16 protein-coding genes are annotated in these 18,000 nt (G+C 68.3%); 7 read left to right on the top strand and 9 right to left on the bottom strand.

The annotated features are described in order from the left end of the window. Positions 1-29 precede the first annotated feature (29 nt). The gene (gene rnd, locus ACE3TL_RS07965; protein ID WP_374578215.1) at positions 30-1,217 is read left to right on the top strand and encodes a ribonuclease D; all 1,188 of its coding nucleotides are present in this window, start codon (positions 30-32) and stop codon (positions 1,215-1,217) included. Between the two features lie 413 nt (positions 1,218-1,630). Here rnd and ACE3TL_RS07970 read toward each other — a convergent pair whose 3' ends face one another. The 6 genes from ACE3TL_RS07970 to ACE3TL_RS07995 form a co-directional block, all read right to left on the bottom strand. Then, on the bottom strand, positions 1,631-3,013 hold the full coding sequence (locus ACE3TL_RS07970) for an alkaline phosphatase (RefSeq protein ID WP_374578178.1): 1,383 nt from the start codon (positions 3,011-3,013) through the stop codon (positions 1,631-1,633). A gap of 104 nt (positions 3,014-3,117) precedes the next feature. Beyond that, entirely contained in the window at positions 3,118-4,647 is a 1,530-nt protein-coding gene (locus ACE3TL_RS07975) for a Ppx/GppA family phosphatase (RefSeq protein WP_374578179.1), read from the bottom strand. Next, on the bottom strand, positions 4,628-6,826 hold the full coding sequence (locus ACE3TL_RS07980) for an RNA degradosome polyphosphate kinase (RefSeq protein WP_374578216.1): 2,199 nt from the start codon (positions 6,824-6,826) through the stop codon (positions 4,628-4,630). The genes ACE3TL_RS07975 and ACE3TL_RS07980 overlap by 20 nt, the downstream gene beginning before the upstream one ends. A 60-nt stretch (positions 6,827-6,886) precedes the next feature. Next, the gene (locus ACE3TL_RS07985) at positions 6,887-7,426 is read right to left on the bottom strand and encodes a chromosomal replication initiator DnaA (protein ID WP_374578180.1); all 540 of its coding nucleotides are present in this window, start codon (positions 7,424-7,426) and stop codon (positions 6,887-6,889) included. A gap of 256 nt (positions 7,427-7,682) precedes the next feature. Beyond that, positions 7,683-8,447, bottom strand: coding sequence for an arginyltransferase (locus ACE3TL_RS07990; protein ID WP_374578181.1), 765 nt, complete (start codon positions 8,445-8,447; stop codon positions 7,683-7,685). Positions 8,448-8,534: 87 nt separating this feature from the next. Next, positions 8,535-9,440, bottom strand: coding sequence for a flagellar motor protein MotB (locus ACE3TL_RS07995; protein WP_374578182.1), 906 nt, complete (start codon positions 9,438-9,440; stop codon positions 8,535-8,537). Positions 9,441-9,524: 84 nt separating this feature from the next. Here ACE3TL_RS07995 and ACE3TL_RS08000 point away from each other — a divergent pair, with 84 nt between their 5' ends. Next, positions 9,525-10,379, top strand: coding sequence for an NAD(P)-dependent oxidoreductase (locus ACE3TL_RS08000; protein ID WP_374578183.1), 855 nt, complete (start codon positions 9,525-9,527; stop codon positions 10,377-10,379). Between the two features lie 27 nt (positions 10,380-10,406). Here ACE3TL_RS08000 and hemB read toward each other — a convergent pair whose 3' ends face one another. Both hemB and ACE3TL_RS08010 read right to left on the bottom strand, forming a co-directional pair. Continuing rightward, positions 10,407-11,414, bottom strand: coding sequence for a porphobilinogen synthase (hemB, locus tag ACE3TL_RS08005; protein ID WP_374578184.1), 1,008 nt, complete (start codon positions 11,412-11,414; stop codon positions 10,407-10,409). Continuing rightward, complete coding sequence (locus tag ACE3TL_RS08010; RefSeq protein ID WP_374578185.1) at positions 11,411-11,890, bottom strand: hypothetical protein; 480 nt, start codon at positions 11,888-11,890, stop codon at positions 11,411-11,413. Before ACE3TL_RS08010 ends, hemB begins: the two co-directional genes overlap by 4 nt. Positions 11,891-11,994: 104 nt before the next feature. Between ACE3TL_RS08010 and ACE3TL_RS08015 the strand changes: the two genes are divergently transcribed. The 5 genes from ACE3TL_RS08015 (at position 11,995) to hemA (ending at position 17,236) form a co-directional block, all read left to right on the top strand. After that, positions 11,995-13,134: an isobutyryl-CoA dehydrogenase gene (locus tag ACE3TL_RS08015; protein ID WP_374578186.1), complete on the top strand. Its 1,140-nt coding sequence runs from the start codon at positions 11,995-11,997 to the stop codon at positions 13,132-13,134. 13 nt (positions 13,135-13,147) lie between these two features. After that, positions 13,148-14,194, top strand: a complete 1,047-nt coding sequence (locus tag ACE3TL_RS08020) for an enoyl-CoA hydratase/isomerase family protein (protein ID WP_374578187.1) — start codon at positions 13,148-13,150, stop codon at positions 14,192-14,194. A 44-nt stretch (positions 14,195-14,238) separates the two neighbouring features. Further along, the gene (locus ACE3TL_RS08025) at positions 14,239-14,961 is read left to right on the top strand and encodes a class I SAM-dependent methyltransferase (RefSeq protein WP_374578188.1); all 723 of its coding nucleotides are present in this window, start codon (positions 14,239-14,241) and stop codon (positions 14,959-14,961) included. A 12-nt stretch (positions 14,962-14,973) separates the two neighbouring features. After that, a complete protein-coding gene (gene mmsB / locus ACE3TL_RS08030; RefSeq protein ID WP_374578189.1) occupies positions 14,974-15,894 on the top strand; it encodes a 3-hydroxyisobutyrate dehydrogenase in 921 nt (306 codons plus the stop codon). 112 nt (positions 15,895-16,006) lie between these two features. Continuing rightward, positions 16,007-17,236 (top strand): 5-aminolevulinate synthase, encoded by a 1,230-nt coding sequence (gene hemA / locus ACE3TL_RS08035; RefSeq protein WP_374578190.1) that lies wholly within the window; start codon positions 16,007-16,009, stop codon positions 17,234-17,236. Between the two features lie 215 nt (positions 17,237-17,451). On the opposite strand, the gene ACE3TL_RS08040 is transcribed toward hemA, so the two are convergent. After that, on the bottom strand, positions 17,452-17,883 hold the full coding sequence (locus ACE3TL_RS08040) for a MucR family transcriptional regulator (protein WP_374578191.1): 432 nt from the start codon (positions 17,881-17,883) through the stop codon (positions 17,452-17,454). Positions 17,884-18,000 lie beyond the last annotated feature (117 nt).

Genomic DNA, 18,000 nt, shown 5'->3' on the forward strand with positions numbered 1-18,000 from the left:
TCGGCCTTGCGCGAGCGTATAGCTACTTGATGACGCCGATTACAACTACCGCCGAACTCCAGGCGTTCTGCGACAAGATCAAAGGCCAGCCCTTCGTCGCCGTGGACACCGAGTTCATGCGCGAGACCACCTACTGGCCGAAACTCTGCCTCATCCAGGCCGCATCCCCCAACGCCGAGGCGGTGATCGACCCGCTGGCCGATGGGATCGACCTCGAGCCGTTCTTGGCGGTCCTGCGCGATCCTGCCATCGAAAAGGTGTTCCACGCCGCCCGGCAGGACGTGGAAATCTTCAATAACCTCAACGCCATGCCGACGCCGTTGTTCGACACCCAGGTGGCGGGCATGGCTGCGGGCTTTGGTGAGCAGATCGCCTATGACGCCCTGGTGCGCCAGATGCTGAAAGTGGAGATCGACAAGTCGTCGCGCTTCACCGACTGGGCGCGGCGGCCGCTGACCGAGGCCCAGCTTCACTACGCCGTGGGCGACGTGACGCACCTGGCCAAGCTCTATCCGATGCTGCGCGCGCGGCTGGAGAAGGAAGGCCGGCTGGCCTGGGTCGTGGACGAGATGCAGGGCCTGACCGATCCTGCGATGTACGACGTCAGCCCGGACAACGCCTGGAAACGGCTGAAGCCGCGGCGGCATACGGCCAAGTACCTGGCGATCTTCAAGGCGGTGGCGGCCTGGCGCGAGCGCACGGCCCAACTGCGCGACCAGCCGCGCGGCCGCATCCTGAAGGACGACGCCATCGACGAGATCGCCACCCAAGCCCCGACCGACGCCGACGCGCTGGATCGCCTGCGCTCGGTGCCCAAGGGTTTCTCGGGCTCGCGGTTCGGCCCCGACCTGCTGGCGGCGGTGCGCGAGGCGCTGAAGGACCCGGAGAGTTACGCCCCGGTGATCGAAAAGACCCGGCACCAGGCCTCGCCGGCCGCGGGCGCGGTGGTCGAGCTGTTGAAGGTGTTGCTGAAGGCGCGCTCGGAGGATGCGGGCGTCGCCTCCAAGCTGATCGCCACGGTCTCGGACCTGGAGCAGATCGCCAATGACGACAACGCCAAGACCCAGGCCCTGAGCGGCTGGCGGCGCGAGGCGTTCGGCGAGGACGCCCTGCGGCTGAAGCGCGGCGAACTGGCCCTGGTGCTGGACGGGACGCGCGTGCGGGTCGTCGAGGTGCGCCGGGCGCCGAAGGCCAGGACCGCCGAGGCGGCGGAGTAAGCCTCAAGGCAGCTGGCTACGAAACTGTGGATGGTTTCGCCGCCTTGTCCTGCTTGACCTGACGCGACTTCTCCACCGATCCGCCCACCGCCTTTCCACCGAACGCCGGTCGATGGAGCGTGCTGGACGCTTGCCAGGAGGCCGGATCGGCGCGAGCCTGAACCTGTCGAAAGGAGACGCGGCGCGGCGGACCGGGAGACCGGACCGAAAAGCGGGCGGAAGGCTCTGGAAGACGCTGGATCGGGGCGACCCGAAGCGGCGGCGAAGGACGCCACATCGAGAGGCAGGCCGGCCAGAGCGATCTCGCCAGGTTCTGAAACTCAGAAGACCTTGCGGCCTCAGGTCCCCCCGGGATCTGAAATGAAGGCGACGCTGCGGGGCGACCCCAGCGCCGCCTTCTTGCTGTTGGGCGTCTATTTCCCGAGTCCGAGCGCCTGGCGCATCGCCCGATGGACGCCGGGCTGGTCCATCAGCCCGCGGATCTGGCTGGCGCCTGGGCCGCGGGCGTAGGCGGCGACGTCTTCGCCGGTGTGGGCCGCGCTGGGCAGGGGGATGGCGGCGTAGGTCAGGCGATCGGGATCGGCCATGTCCGCTTCGGTCGGGACGGAGCGGGGCTCGTCGGGGCCCGGCGCGCCTGGGCCGGTGGCGTACATCAGGATCGGAACGGGCCGGCCGTCCAGGGCCACCGGAGGATCGTCGTCCGTCCCCTGGAGCACGCCGAGGATCGGGGTGTCGCGCTTGCCGCCGTTCAAGGTCAGGCCGTGGCTATGGTCGGCCGTCACGATGATCAGGGTGTCCTTCGGATCGGTCATGGCCGCGGCTGCGGCGACTGCCTCGGCGAATTCCACCGTCTCGTTCAGCGCATCCGCGGCGAGGCTGACATGGTGGGACTTGTCGATCAGCGCGCCCTCGACCATCAGGAAATAGCCTTGTTTGTTCCTGCGCAGGATCTCGATGGCCCGCGTGGTCATGTCGACCAGGCGCGGCGCGTCGGTGTCGGTCGAGCGGCGCACGCTTTCGCGCATCATGTTGTTGGGGGCGAAGAGGCCGAGCAGCCGGCTCGTCCCAGGGGGCAGGGCCTTCAGCTCCGAACCGGTGGCGACATAGGCCCCGCCGGTCTTACGCCACTCGGCGACGAGGTCGCGGCCGTCCATGCGCTTGCCGTCCTCGGAGACGAAATTGGCGCTCCCACCGCCCAGCATGACGTCGAACCGGGCGGCGTCCGGCCGGTCGAGCATCTGGCGGGCGATGTCGACGCAGCCGCCTTCGACGGCTTCGGGGGGCATATCGGCGTCCGACTGCCAACGGCGCGAGGGCGTGTGGGCGTAGAGCGAGGCGGGGGTGGCGTCGGTGATCGCTGCGGTCGTGACCACCCCGACCGCCAGGCCGGCCTGCTTGGCCTCCTCGGCCAGGGTCGGGACCTGCCGGCCCATGGCCGAAGCGCAGTCGGCCAAGGCGATCTCGTCGGTGACGCCGAGTGCGCCATTGAGGGTGCGGCGTCCGGTCAGCAGGGCCGAGGCGCTTGCTGCGGAATCGGTCACCAGGTTGTCTGCCGAATAGGTGCGCACCAAGGCCAGGTCCGGGAAACGCTCGAACGGCAGCAGGTTGGACGCGCCGTCGGCGCCCCGCCTCTGGCCCTCGTAGATTCGCGCGGCGGTCAGGGTCGAGACGCCCATGCCGTCGCCGATGAAGAGGATGACGTTGCGGGCCCGCTCCGCCGCATGAGCGGGCGCCGCGACGGCGCAGAGCATGCTGGCGGCGAGAAGGCCGCCGAACGCGCCCCGAAATGCAGACAAAGTCCTCTCGCCCATTGTCACCGGTCCCGTTCGCTCGCCTATGGAAGGCGTGTTCATCGGCGCGATTGGTCACGGGCGCATGACGGAGCCGTGTCGGATCGGTGTCAGCCCACCTGGAGCTTGAGGCGCAGGGCCTGGGCGAGGGTCTGGGCGCGCTTGGCGGTCTGCTCGCCCAGCAGCATGTCGCGCCAGTCGGGATCGGTGGTGAGGGTCAGGCGCTCGCCCTCGATCGCCAGCCGCGAATGCGGCAGCAGGCCGGGATTGCGGCCGGAAAGGTCGCAGCCCAGGCGGATGGCTGCGCCCAGGGCGCGCGCGCGCTGGCGCCGCTCGTTGGAGAGCACCTTGGCGACGGTGGTCTGGTCCGGGGTGTTGGGGGCCGACGAATGGCGCGCGAAGACGGCGCAGGCGAGGAAGGCCCGCTCGGCGTGGCTCATGCCCGCGATGGGCGCGCGCAACACCTGCTCGAAGGCCAGTTCGCCGCGATGGTCGGGGTGCAGCCGCGCGCCGAGGTCGGCGAGGCGGCAGGCCGCGGCGATCAGGATCGGCTCGCGGGCGCCGAACGCGGGCGACAGGCGCTCGAAGGCCGGCTGCAGCCAGTCCTGCAGGGCAAGGCCCAGATGGGTGGAAAGACCGCGCACTGCGGTCAGGGCCTCGCAACCCTCGATCAGTGGGTCGCGGGCGGCGTCTTCCGGCGTCATCGCCTCCAGCAGCAGGCCCTCGCGCAGGCCATAGGCGGAAATGACGATCCGCTCGACGCCCAGCCGATGGATCAGGGCGTCGAGGACCAGGGCCGAATAGGGCAGGGTGTCGAAGCGTTTTTTCGACAGGCCCTGCATCCGTTCCAGGCTGTTCTTCGACTGGCGGGCGACGAAGCGGGCGACGTCGACGGCGTCCGAGCGGCTCATCTCGTACTGATGGGCCACGCGCAGCGGATAGTCGGACATCTCCATGTGCAGCAGGGCGAGGTTGCGCCAGGCGCCGCCGACGGCATGGAACTCGCGGGTGCGGAAACTGAGCGCGGCCTTGTCGAGGCGGTTGTCGACGACCTTGCGGACCTTGTCGATGTCGAGGGTCTTGGGCGCGCCGAGGGCGAAGGGGCCGAGCGGCAGGGTGACGCCGCCGGAGGGGGCGTCGGGGTCCAGGTGGACCAGTTCGAGGCTGGAGCCGCCGAGGTCGCCGACGACCCCGGCGGCGTCAGGCTGGCCGGCGATCACCCCCAGGGCGGCGTAGCGGGCCTCCTCGGCGCCGGAGAGGACGCGCAGGCGAAAGCCGGTCTCGCTCTCGACGCGGGCCAGGAACTGCGGGCCGTCGGAGGCTTCGCGCACCGCGGCGGTGGCGACGGCGACGATGTCGGCGTGGTCCCAGCCGCTGAGCGCCACCCGGAAGCGGCGCAGGGCGGCGATGGCGGTCTCCACCCCTTCAGGCGAGAGCCGGCCGGTCGCGGGCAGGTTGCGGCCGAGGCCCGCCAGGGCCTTTTCATTGAAGATCGTCCAGATCGAGCGCCCCTCGATCCGGTAGATGACCAGGCGCACGGAGTTGGAGCCGACGTCGATGACGGCGGTCTGTCGGGAGCCTTGGTCCGAACGCCGGGCCAGGTCGTGATCGCCCAGCCGGCTATCCGCGCGGGGCCACATGATCGATTGCGCGCGGCATGTCCTTCACCTTCTGCCCCCGGCCGGAAAGGCTGGGATTGGTCATGAAGTACTCGTGCGCTGAGAAGGCGCCCGGGTGGTCCCATGACGGGTCCCGGGTATAGCGGCCGTCCGCATCGAGCGTCCAGCTTTGTGCTTCGTCCTTCAGGTTGGCGACCATGATCTGTTGCAGCACCTGCTGGTGCACGGTCGGGTTCTCGACCGGGGTCAGGCACTCGACGCGGCGGTCGAGATTGCGCGGCATCCAGTCGGCCGAGGAGATGAACACGCGGTTCTCTCCCGAGGGCATGGGCGCGCCGTTGGCGAAGGCGACGATCCGCGCATGCTCCAGGAAGCGCCCGACGATCGACTTGACGCGGATGTTCTCCGACAGGCCCGGCACGCCCGGCCGCAGGCAGCAGATGCCGCGGATCACCAGGTCGATCGGCACCCCGGCCTGGCTGGCTTCGTAGAGCGCGTCGATGACGACCGGGTCGACCAGCGAGTTGAGCTTGGCCCAGATGCCGGCGGGCTTGCCTTCGCGGGCGGCCTGGACCTCGCGCATGATGAAGGTCAGCAGGTCGGCCTTCATGGTCAGCGGCGAGGGCGACAGCTTTTCCAGGTGCTCGGGCCGGGCGTAGCCGGTGATGAAGTTGAACAGCCTGGCCGAGTCGCGGCCCAGCGCCGGATCGCAGGTGAACAGCGACAGGTCGGTATAGATGCGCGCCGTGACCGGGTGATAGTTGCCCGTCCCGAAGTGGCAGTAGGTACGGAGCTGGTCGCCCTCCTTGCGCACCACCATCGAGAGCTTGGCGTGGGTCTTGTACTCCACGAAGCCGAAGACGACGTGGACGCCGGCGCGTTCCAGGTCCCGCGCCCATTTCAGGTTCGCCTCCTCGTCGAAGCGGGCCTTGATCTCGACCAGGGCGGTGACGTTCTTGCCGTTCTCGGCCGCCTCGATGAGGGCCGCGACGATCGGGCTGTCCGACGAGGTGCGATAGAGCGTCTGCTTGATGGCCAGCACGTTGGGGTCGCGCGCGGCCTGGCGGATGAACTGCACCACCACGTCGAAGCTCTCGAACGGGTGGTGGACCAGGATGTCCTTGTCGCGGATGGCCGCGAAGCAGTCGCCGCCGTGGTCGCGGATACGCTCGGGGAAGCGGGCCTCGAACGGCTTGAACTTCAGGTCCGGGCGGTTGGAGGGAATGAGCTGGGAGAGTTCGTCCAGGCCCAGCAGGCCGTCGATGAGGATGATGTCCTCTTCCTTGGCGTGCAGGTTCTCGACGATGAAGGCGCGCAGATCCTGCGGCATGGCCGCCTCGATCTCCACCCGCACGACCGAACCCAGGCGGCGCTGCTTGAGGCGCACCTCGAACTCGCGCACCAGGTCCTCGGCCTCTTCCTCGATCTCGACGTCGCTGTCGCGGATCAGGCGGATGACCCCCAGGGCGTCGACCTCGCTGTCGGGGAACAGATGGTCGAGGAACATCGCCACCAGGCTTTCCAGGCTGATGAAGCGGCGTTCGGGCCGCTTGCGGCGGCTGGGAGCGGCGGGCAGCTCCCAGAACCGCGCCACCTGGGCCGGGATCGGCACCAGGGCGTAGAGCAACCGCCCGTCCGACACGCGCTTGAGCTTCAGTACGATGGAGAAGGCGAGGTTCGGGATGAACGGGAAGGGATGGGCCGGGTCGATGGCCAGCGGAGTCAGGACCGGGAAGATCCGCGACAGGAAGACCGCCTCCAGGGCCTGTTTCTCGGACGGCGTGACGTCTTCGGACATCACCACGGTCAGGCCTTCGTCGGCCAGCTCCCGGCGCAGGCCGCGCCATTGCGACTGCTGGTCGGCCATCAGGTTGGCGGCCTCGGCGTTGACGCGCACCAACTGCTCGGCAGGGGTCAGGCCGTCCTGCGAGACCACCCGCACGCCCTCGCGCGCCTGGGCCTTCAGACCGGCCACGCGCACCATGTAGAATTCGTCGAGATTGTTGGCCGAGATCGACAGGAACCGCAGGCGCTCAAGCAACGGATGGCGCGGGTTCTTGCTCTCGTCGAGCACGCGCTCGTTGAAGGCCAGCCACGAGATCTCGCGGTTGAAGAAGCGCTCGGGCGAGGCGAGGAGGTCGGCGTCGAGCGCCAGGGGCTGGGCCTCGCCGGCCTGCGGCGGGGGAGCGGCGTAGGTCATGGACTGCACATCGTTCGGCATGGGGCGGTTCTGGACCACCCAAGTAAGAGCCGCAAGTGTTCAGTCGAAAAGGTCAAGATTCTCCATATCATTGTCAAGAATCTGTCGCGCAAGTGTGCGCGAAATAGGGCGTTGTTCATCATCGGCGGCTTCATCCAGCCGCCTCACGATTTCGCGGGCGTATGGAATAGACCGCTCCATGCGCCGTAGAAGATATGGATAGACATCCTTCGGCGGACGAATGTTCCGTTCGCGGAAGAATTTGCGAAGTACGCCTTCCAGCACTTCGTCGTCGGGCGCCTCCATTTCGGCGACGAAGAGGGCGTTGAGGCGCGAGCGCAGGTCCGGCAGGCCCGCGCGCCAGGCGGCGGGGGCTTCGCGCGCGGTCATCAGCAGGCTGGCGCCCTCGCGCCCGGCCATGTTGATGAGGTGGAAGAGCGCCTCGTCGTCCATTCCCTGGTCGACGTCCTCCAGCAGCACGGCGCGGCCCGCGGCGGCCTCCGGGTCGGGCGTCTGGCGGTCGAGGGGCAGCGCCTGGCGCGCCTCCGCCCAGCCGTGCGCCAGGTGGGACTTGCCCACGCCTTCGGGCCCGAACAGCACCAGGGCTCCGCCAGGCCAGGCCGGCCAGGCGTCCAGGGCCGCGCGCGCCTGGGCGTTCGACGGGCCTTCGACGAAGTCGGCGCGGGCGTGGGACGGCGGGCGCTTGAGGCTCAGGCGAAGCTGCCGCGTCATGCGCGAGGTCCGGTCAACTGAAACACGGGGCGATGTTTACCAAGCGGGCCGTACGCGGTCGACGCAGCCAGGGCGGCGGTCCTGGGGATAGTTGCGCCAGCGTGGGGATAGCTGGGCGACGAGATCAGGGCGTGGCGGCGCGGTGGCGGTCGCGGGCCGACATCAGCGACCAGCCTTCGGGCCGCAGCAGTTCGATCGGAGAAAAGCGGATCTTGTAGTCCATCTTCTCAGAGCCCCGCACCCAGTAGCCGAGATAGACGTAGGGGATGCCGGTGATCCGCGCCTGGGTCACGTGGTCGAGGATCATGAAGGAGCCGAGGCTGCGCCGGGTCAGGGCCGGGTCGTAGAACGAATAGACCAGGCTGAGCCCGTCGTTCATCAGGTCGACCAGGGTGCAGGCGACGAGGTCGCCGGGGCCGCCGTCCTTCGAGCGCTCGCGGTACTCGATGATGTGGGTGCGGACGGCGGTGTCCTCGACCATGGCGACATAGTCGGGCCAGGTCATCTCGGCCATGCCGCCGTCGGCATGGCGCGTGGTGAGGTAGCGGCGGAGCAGGTCGAACTGCTCCATGGTCGCCTCGGCCTCGACCAGGTGGCGTTCGAGGTCGTCGTTGCGCGACAGCACGCGGCGCTCGGAGCGCGAAAAGATGTAGTCGCCCGCCGGAATCCGCGCCGAGACGCAGGCCGAGCAGCTTTCGCAGGCCGGGCGATAGGCGATGTTCTGGGAGCGCCGGAACCCGACCTGGGTCAGGCTGTCGTTGACGCTGGCGCCGTCGGACAGCGGCAGGTGCGCGAAGACCTTCCGTTCGTGACGGTCCGGCAGATACGGGCACGGACTGGGCGCGGTCAGGAAGAACCTGAGCTGTCGCGTCGGAAAGTGCTGCGTCACGGACGGCTCTCGATAACTGCGCCTGGAGGGATTAGGCGTCATGGGAGCGCCAGGCGCAAGCTCCCAGATGTCAGGGGCTCGAACGCCTCATTGCAGGCCGTGATCCGGCGGCAGCACCGGGGCTTCGCGCAGCAGCACGATGGCGATGCGGCGATTGCCGGCCAGGGTCGGGTCGTCGGGATATAGCGGTTCGGAATTGGCCTTGCCCGACACCTGATAGACGCGGTCGGGGTCCACCCCGGCCGATTGCAGCACCTTGCGCGAGGCGTCGGCGCGGGCGGCCGAGAGCTGCCAGTCGCCATCGGCGCGCTGGCCGTTGGCCGACATGCTGGTGTGGCCGGAGATGCTGACCCGGTTGGGCAGCTGGTTCACCACCCGGGCGACGGCGCGCAGCAGCAGTTTGGCGCGGTCGTTGGGCTCGGCTCGACCGGTGGCGAACATCGAGCGGCCTTCCTGGTCGACCAGTTGGATGCGCAGGCCTTCGGGCGTCACGTCGATCAGGATGTTCTTCGAGAGCTCGGCCAGTTCGGGCATGTCCTGCAGCGCCTGGCGCAGGGAGGCGGCGGCCGAGGCGAAGGCGGCGGCCTCGCGTTGCAGCACCGCCTCGCGCAGCGCCTCGGTCGAGGCTTCCGGAGCCATTTCCTTGGCGGCGTCGGTCTGGGAGCCGTCGTTGGGATTGCGCGATTCCGGCGCCATCTCCTCGATGATCGCCTGGGAGCCGGCCCCCTTGGCGCCGTCGTCGCCCAGCGCGGTGCCGCCGAGAATGCCGCCGGAGCCGGAGGTGGTTTCGGACACGCTGGCCGGCGCGAAATAGTCGGCGATGCCGCGCTTCTGCTCGGGACTGGTGGTGTTGATCAGCCACATCAGCAGGAAGAAGGCCATCATGGCGGTGACGAAGTCGGCATAAGCGACCTTCCAGGCGCCGCCGTGATGGGCGTGCCCGTGGCTCTTCTTGACCTTCTTGATCAGGATAGGCGCTTCGCCCATCGCCATGGTGTTCTACCTTGCAAGCCCTGATATCAGGGCCTGATACGGCCAAGGCCGTTAAGATGGCGTTGAGTGGAAAGGGAAGCTGCGATGCAGGTCGCGTTCGTGGGACTGGGCGTAATGGGCTTTCCGATGGCCGGGCACCTGGCCAGGGCCGGTCACGACGTCGCCGTCTTCAACCGCAGTCCCGCCAAGGCCGAACGGTGGGCTCAGGCCCATGACGGCCGTGCGGCTGCGAGCATCGCCGAGGCCGCCCGGGGCGCCGAAATCGTATTCCTGTGCGTCGGGAACGACGAGGACGTGCGCGGCGTGGTGCGGCAGGCCTTGCCGGGCATGGCGTCCAGCGGGGTGATCGTCGACCACACCACCACCTCGGCCAAGGTGGCGCGGGAGATGGCGGCCCTCGCCCAGGAGAGCGGCCGCAGCTTCGTGGACGCTCCGGTCTCCGGCGGCCAGGCCGGAGCGGAGGCCGGGCAACTCACCATCATGTGCGGGGCCGAACCTGCCGCCTACGAACGGGCCGAACCGGTGATGGCGGCCTACGCCAAGGCCAGCCGGCTGATGGGGCCGCCGGGCTCGGGCCAGCTCACCAAGATGGTCAACCAGATCTGCATCGCCGGCCTGGTGCAGGGCCTGGCCGAGGCGATGCATTTCGCCAAGCGGGCGGGGCTGGACCCGCTGGAGGTGGCCGCAGCGATCTCCAAGGGCGCGGCCCAGTCCTGGCAGATGGACAACCGCTGGACCACCATGGCCGAAAACCGCTTCGACTTCGGCTTCGCCGTCGACTGGATGCGCAAGGACCTCGGCCTGGTGCTGGACGAGGCCGCAGTCAACGGCGCCAGGCTCGACGTCACCGCCCTGGTCGACGGCTATTACGCCGAGGTCCAGGCCATGGGCGGCAATCGCTGGGACACCTCCAGCCTGGTCGCGCGGCTGGAGAAATAGAGGCCTTTCGCCGCCGTCGGGGCGATCTCAGGCCCCCAGCATCCGCGCGGCGCGCGGGGCGAAGTAGGTGATGATTCCGGCGGCGCCGGCGCGTTTGAAGCCGCCGAGGCTTTCAAGGATTGCGCGCTCCTCGTCGATCCAGCCGTTCTGGGCGGCGGCCATGATCATGGCGTACTCGCCCGAGACCTGGAACGCGAAGGTCGGCATATCGAAGGCCTCGACCACGCGGCTGACGATGTCGAGATAGGGCATGCCAGGCTTGACCATGACCATGTCGGCGCCTTCGGCGATGTCGAGGGCGACTTCGCGCAGGGCCTCTTCGGTGTTGGCCGGGTCCATCTGGTAGGTCTTCTTGTCGGCGGGGCCGGCCGTGCCGAGCTTTCCCGAGCCGATGGCGTCGCGATAGGGGCCGTAGAAGGCCGAGGCGTATTTCGCGGCGTAGGACATGATCATCGCGTTCTGCAGGCCCTCGGCCTCCAGCGCCGTGCGCAGCGCCGCGCAACGGCCGTCCATCATGTCGGACGGGGCGAGGATGTCGCAGCCGGCCCTGGCTTGGACCAGGGCCTGTTCGACCAGACGTTCGATGGTGGCGTCGTTGGCGATCTGGCCGTTCTCGATGATTCCGTCGTGGCCGTGGTCGGTGAAGGGGTCGAGGGCGACGTCGCACATGATCCCGACCTCGGGGGCGGCGTCCTTCATCGCCTTGACTGCCTGGGAGACGAGGCCGTTCGGATCGGCGGCCAGAGAACCGGCGGCGTCCTTCTTGGCGCCGTCGATGTGCGGGAAGATGGCGATGGCCGGGACGCCCAGCTTCCTGGCCTCGACCGCCGCGGCCGCGCATTGCTTGACCGACAGGCGCGAGAAGCCGGGCATGGAGGCGACGGGAACCTCGCCCTCGCCCTCGTGCACCACCATCGACCAGATCAGGTCGGCCGGGGTGAGGACGCTCTCGCGGACCAGGCGGCGGATCCAGTCGGCCTGACGCAGGCGGCGAAGACGCAGGGCGGGGTAGGGGGCGAGGGGGGGCAGGCTCATGAACCGGCGCTGTGACCCATACTCCGCCCGGACGCAAGCCTGATGAAGCCGACGGCGGGCGCGATCATCAGCCAGAGCCCCCCAAGCGCCGAGAACAGGCCCGTCCCGGCGATGAGCGCGACCAGGGTCTTGTCGAAGGCGATGTCGGCCAGGTTCACATGCACCTGCTCGCGGCTGCTCCAGGCGTCCAGGCTGGTGACCTGATAGACCTCGCCGACGATGTTGAGCATGGCGCCGAGGAAGCAGACGCCCGCCGCCAGGGCCAGGCCGAACGCCACCCAGAAGATGCGGATCTGGAAGTCGTGATGCGAGGCGAGCTGCGGCGTGGCTTCGTCGCGCTGGGAATAGGCGATCACCGCGGCGATCACCGCCGGCACCCCGGCGAAGAACACCGACGAGAACAGCAGGGCGTAGTTGATGACGGCGAGGCTGCGGGCTGAATCGCTGATGCGTCCGTCGACCGACTGAACAGCCATGCCACGACCTCGGCTTCGGCGCGCCCTCACCCAGTGGCGCCGTTGACACCTTGCGCCAGCCGCGCGACTTGCTCAAGTCGGCCCCTCGAAATCGGGAGCGAGCGATGGATTTCACCCTCTCCGACGATCAGCGGGCGATAGAGGAGGCGGCGAGGGTGTTCGCACAGGCCGAACTCGCCCCGAACTCGGCGGCCTGGGATGAAACCCGGCACTTTCCCGTCGAGGTCCTGCGCAAGGCCGCGGCGCTGGGATTCGCCGGCATCTATATCGGCGAGGACGTGGGCGGGTCGGCCCTGACGCGGCTGGACGCCTCGATCGTGTTCGAGGCGCTGAGCTATGGCGACGTGGCGAGCGCGGCCTACCTCACCATCCACAACATGGCCTCGTGGATGATCGACCGGTTCGGGTCCGACGAGTTGCGGCGCAGATATCTCCCACGGCTGACGACGATGGAGTTGGTCGCCAGCTACTGCCTGACCGAACCGGGCTCGGGATCGGATGCGGCGGCCCTGCGCACCACGGCGCGGCTCGAGGGCGACCATTACGTGCTGAACGGCTCCAAGGCCTTCATTTCCGGCGGCGGCGTCTCGGACCTCTATGTGGTGATGGCCCGCACCGGCGAGGCCGGGGCCAAGGGCGTCTCGGCGATCGTGGTGGAGGCGGGAACGCCTGGTCTGTCGTTCGGCGCGCAGGAGCGGAAGATGGGCTGGAACGCCCAGCCGACCGCCCAGGTCAATTTCGACAATGTCCGCGTGCCTGCGGAGAACCGGATCGGTCAGGAAGGCGAAGGCTTCCGCTTCGCCATGATGGGGCTGGACGGCGGGCGATTGAACATCGCCTCATGCTCTCTGGGCGGGGCGGCCTTCGCGCTCGACACCGCCCAGGCCTACATGACCGAGCGTCGGCAGTTCGGAAGGCCGCTGGCCGAGTTCCAGGCCCTGCAGTTCAAGATCGCCGACATGGCCACCGAGCTGGAGGCCGCGCGGCTGATGGTGCGGCGGGCGGCCGACGCGCTCGACCGGCGCGATCCCCAGGCGACCAGGCTGTGCGCCATGGCCAAGCGCTTCGCGACCGATGCGGGCTTCGAGATCGCCAACCAGGCGCTGCAACTGCACGGCGGCTATGGGTATCTGAAGGACTATCCGCTGGAGCGGGTCGTCCGCGACCTGCGGGTCCACCAGATTCTCGAAGGGACCAACGAGATCATGCGGGTGATCATCGCCCGCGAGATGTTCCGCCAATGACTGTAAGGCCACTATGACGCAAGACGTTCTGACCCGCATCGAGGGCCGTGTCGGCCGGATCACCCTGAACCGCCCCAAGGCCCTGCACGCGCTGGACCAGGCCATGTGCCAGGCGATGACCGATGCGCTGCTGGCCTGGCGCGACGACCCGACCGTGGAGCTGGTGCTGCTGGACCATGCGGGCGAGCGAGGGTTCTGCGCCGGCGGCGACATCCGCATGCTGGCCGAGAGCGGGGCGGGCGGCGGCAAGGCCGCGCGGGCGTTCTTCTTCGTCGAATACCGCCTGAACCATCTGCTGTTCGAATATCCCAAGCCGGTGGCGGTCGTCATGGACGGGGTGACCATGGGCGGCGGCGTCGGGCTGTCGATGCCCGCGCGCTATCGGGTGGCGACCGAGCGGACAACCTTCGCCATGCCCGAGACCGGGATCGGCCTTTTCCCCGATGTCGGCGGCGGCTGGTTCCTGCCGCGGATGCCTGGCGAGATCGGGACGTGGCTGGCCCTGACCGGTGGGCGGATCAAGGCGGCCGACTGCGAACTGGCTGGGGTGGCGACCCATCATGTGGCGAGTGCCGACGTCGAAGCGCTCAAGGCGGCGATCGTCGCCGCGCCTGCGCAGATCGAGGCGGCGCTGGCGCGGTTCGCGGCCGACGCCGGCCCTCCGCCGCTGGCGGCGCATCGGGACGAGATCGACCAGGCGTTCGGCCACGACCGGCTGGAGGACATCCTGGCGGCGCTGCGGGCCTCGGGGTCGGAGTGGGCGAGCGAGCAGCTTGCGGTCATGGCGACCAAGTCGCCGCAGACCATGAAGGTCGCCCTGCGCCAGCTCCGGATCGGCAGGAACCTGGGATCTTTCGCCGAAAACATGACGATGGAATACCGGATCGGCGCCCGGGTGGTGCAGCGGCACGACTTCATCGAGGGGGTGCGCGCGGTGATCGTCGACAAGGACCAGGCGCCCAGATGGGACCCGCTGACCCCGGACGGCGTGACCGAGGCCATGCTGGATGCGATTTTCGCACCGCTTCCTTCCCCCGAGGAGTGGTCGCCCCTAACTTGAAGCTGGAACGGCGCCATCAAGGTGCGCCGGGGAGGAGACGAGACATGACCCGCCACCTGCTGATGGCCGCCGCCGCGGCCCTGACCCTCTGCGCGACCGGCGTCCACGCCGCGCCTCCCGCCAACATCGCTGCGGCCGTGGCCGCGCCGGACCGTCCGGACGCCGACAAGACGCGCGACGCGGCGCGCAAGCCGGCCGAGGTGCTCGAATTCGCCGGGGTGAAGGCCGGGGAGAAGGTCGGCGAACTCCTGCCCGGCGGCGGCTATTTCACCCGCCTGCTGAGCGCCGCGGTCGGGCCGCAGGGCAAGGTCTATGCGGGCGTTTCGGCCAGCGCCGAGGAAAAGTCCAAGGCCGCGCTGGAAAAGGGCAATGTCCAGGTCGTGGTGATGAACCCTCCGGCCTTGAATTTCCCCGAGCCGGTGGACCTGATCTTCACCGCCCAGAACTATCACGACTTCCACCTGGCCAGCCGGAACCTGGACGTCGCCCAGGTGAACAAGCATCTCTACGATGCGCTCAATCCCGGCGGCGTGCTGCTGATCATCGACCATACGGCGGCCGCCGGCGCGCCGATCGAGGTGGCCGACACCCTGCACCGGATCGATCCGGCGGTGGTGAAGCGCGAGGTCGAGGCGGCGGGCTTCAAGTTCGTCGGCGAGAGCAACGCCATCCGCAACCCCGACGATCCGAAGACCGGCAAGGTGTTCGACCCGGAGATCCGCGGCAAGACCGACCAGTTCATCTACAAGTTCCAGAAGCCGAACTAGGGATCGAGCGTCATGCGCGTCGCTTTCATCGGCCTTGGAAACATGGGCGGCGGCATGGCCGTCAACCAGGCGAAGGCCGGCCGTCAGGTGGCCGCCTTCGACCTGTCGGCGCAGGCCCTGGAACGGGCGGGGGCGGGGGGCTGCATACCCGCCGCCACGGTCGCCGAGGCGGTGGCGGGCGCGGACGTCGTGATCACCATGCTCCCGGCCGGGCCGCACGTGCGCGCGGTCTACGTTGATGACGTGCTGCCGAATGCGCCGAAAAGCGCCCTCCTGATCGATTGTTCGACCATCGATGTCGAAAGCGCCCGCGCGGTGGCCGGGCAGGCGAGGGCCCAGGGCTTCTGCTTCGCCGACGCTCCGGTTTCCGGTGGGACGGCGGGCGCGGACGCCGGAACCCTCGCCTTCATGGTCGGTTGCGACGAAGCCGATTTCGCGGAAGTCGAGGCGGCGCTCCAGCCGATGGCGCGGGCGGTGATCCGGGCCGGCGACCATGGCGCGGGCCAGGCGGCCAAGATCTGCAACAACATGGTCCTGGGCGTCTCGATGATCGGGGTGTGCGAGGCCATCGCCCTGGCGGAGAAGCTCGGACTCGACCCGGAGCGGTTCTTCGAGATCGCCTCGAAGTCTTCTGGCCAGTGCTGGTCGATCACCAGCTATTACCCCTGGCCGGGGCCGGTGGAGGCCGCGCCGTCGAACCGCGGATATGAGGGCGGCTTCGCCACGGCCATGATGCTGAAAGACTTGAAATTGGCCCAGCAGGCCGCCGCCTCGGCGGGCGCGGCAGCGCCGATGGGAGCGCAGGCGGAGGGACTCTATGCCCTATTCGAACGCCTCGGATATGGAACTAAGGACTTTTCCGGAATTCTGCAGATGCTTCGCGGGCGCTTAGAAGACTTGGCAGGTGAGACGCGGAGCCGACCTTCCGCTTAACGAAATCTGATCGATTGCACGTGACGAATTCTAGACAATCGATCGAGGCGGCGCGATAAGCCCGCCAGATGCAAGGGGAACGTCCGACGTCAGCCGGACGGATTTCAAGTCGATGGATTACAAGGCCGCCTTCGCAACCGCCCTGGAGCAAATCCGTTCCGAAGGACGATATCGGGTCTTCGCCGACCTGAAGCGCCACCGCGGCCAGTTCCCGCACGCCACCTGGACGCAAGCCGATGGTTCGCAGTCGGATGTGGTGGTCTGGTGTTCCAACGACTATCTCGGCCAGGGGCAGAACCCGATCGTCACCGACGCCATGCACGAGGCGATCGACGAGGCGGGCGCAGGCTCGGGCGGCACCCGCAACATCTCGGGCACTACGCACTACCACGTCGAACTCGAGGAAGAGCTGGCCGACCTCCACGGCAAGGAAGCGGCCCTGCTGTTCACCTCGGGCTATGTGTCGAACGAGGCCTCGCTCTCGACGCTCTACAAAATTCTTCCCGGCCTGCTCATCTTCTCCGACGAGCTGAACCATAACTCGATGATCTCCGGCATCCGCGCTGGGGGCCGCGAGCGTCGCCGCGTGTTCCGCCACAACGATCTGGCGCACCTGGAGCAGCTTCTGGCCGAGGCCCCGGCCGACGCGCCCAAGTTGATCGCCTTCGAGAGCGTCTATTCGATGGACGGCGACATCGCCGACATGAAGGCGACCGTGGCGCTGGCCAAGAAGTATGGCGCCATGACCTATCTGGACGAAGTCCATGCGGTCGGCATGTACGGCCCGCGCGGCGCCGGCGTGGCCGAGCGCGACGGCGTGATGAGCGAGATCGACATCATTGAGGGCACGCTGGGCAAGGCGTTCGGCGTGATGGGCGGCTACATCGCCGCCGATGCGGTGATCGTCGATGCGATCCGCAGCTATGCCGACGGTTTCATCTTCACGACCTCGATCCCGCCGGCCCTGGCCGCCGGGGCGGTGGCCTCGATCCGTTACCTGAAGGCGCACAACGAGGTTCGCGAGGCCCATCAGGAACGCGCCGCGGCCCTGAAGGCCCGCCTGCGCAAGGCCGGCTTGCCGGTCATGCCGTCGGTCAGCCATATCGTGCCGGTGCTGGTCGGCGACCCCGTGCACTGCAAGATGATCTCCGACGTGCTGCTGACCGACTTCGGGATCTATGTGCAGCCGATCAACTATCCGACCGTGCCGCGCGGCACCGAGCGGCTGCGCTTCACGCCTTCGCCGGCCCATACCGACGAGATGATGGACGCCCTGGCCGAGGCGCTGGAAAAGCTCTGGGTCCACTGCAACATCGCCCGCGTGGGCGGTCAGGCGGCCTGACTACAGCATTTCATTCTGCATCATGCGCGACGGGCGCGCTCCGGTCCGGCCAGACGCCGGGCTCGGAGATCGCCTGTGCGTATTCTCAGATGCGGAAGCCTTTCGCCCCTCAGCCAAGGTGACGCAGGTTCGCTGATTTCCTGATTTTGGCCCGAGCGAAATCCAATCCGATTGAGTCGGATATCGCTCGGGAGTCCTTGAGTTTCGGGCGAGGCCTAGCTGCCCCGCCGCACGCCGCGCCCCAGGCCGATCTTCTTGGCGAAGTCGGAGCGGCGGGCCGCATAGGCCGGCGCGACCATCGGATAGTCGGGCGGCAGCCCCCAGCGGCGGCGATAGTCTTCCGGGCTCATGTCGTAGCGCGAGCGCAGGTAGCGCTTGAGCATCTTGAGTTTCTTGCCGTCCTCCAGGCACACGATGAAGTCGTGCTGGATCGAGCGGCTGATCGGCACCGCAGGCTTGGGTTTCTCTTCGGCGCTGGCGGCCGGCCCCTTGCTGAGGCCTTCGAGCGCGCCGTAGACGGAACGTATGATCTCGGGGACCGCCTCGGCGGTTACGGGATTGCGGCTGACATATGCGGCGACGATGTCGGCGCCCAGGCGCATCAATTCCTCGCCCGAACGACCTTCGGGCTCGGCTTCCATACTCATTCGGGACCCCTTGATAAGGCGATGACCAATGGACGCGTCGCCCGAGCGCGCTCGCCTCCGTGGGGTCTGCAACGCCGCAGGCAGAAGATCGTTCCCTGCCGTTGGATCGAAGGTCCG

The organism is Phenylobacterium sp. (assembly GCF_041920015.1).
Classification (GTDB): Bacteria; Pseudomonadota; Alphaproteobacteria; order Caulobacterales; family Caulobacteraceae; genus Phenylobacterium.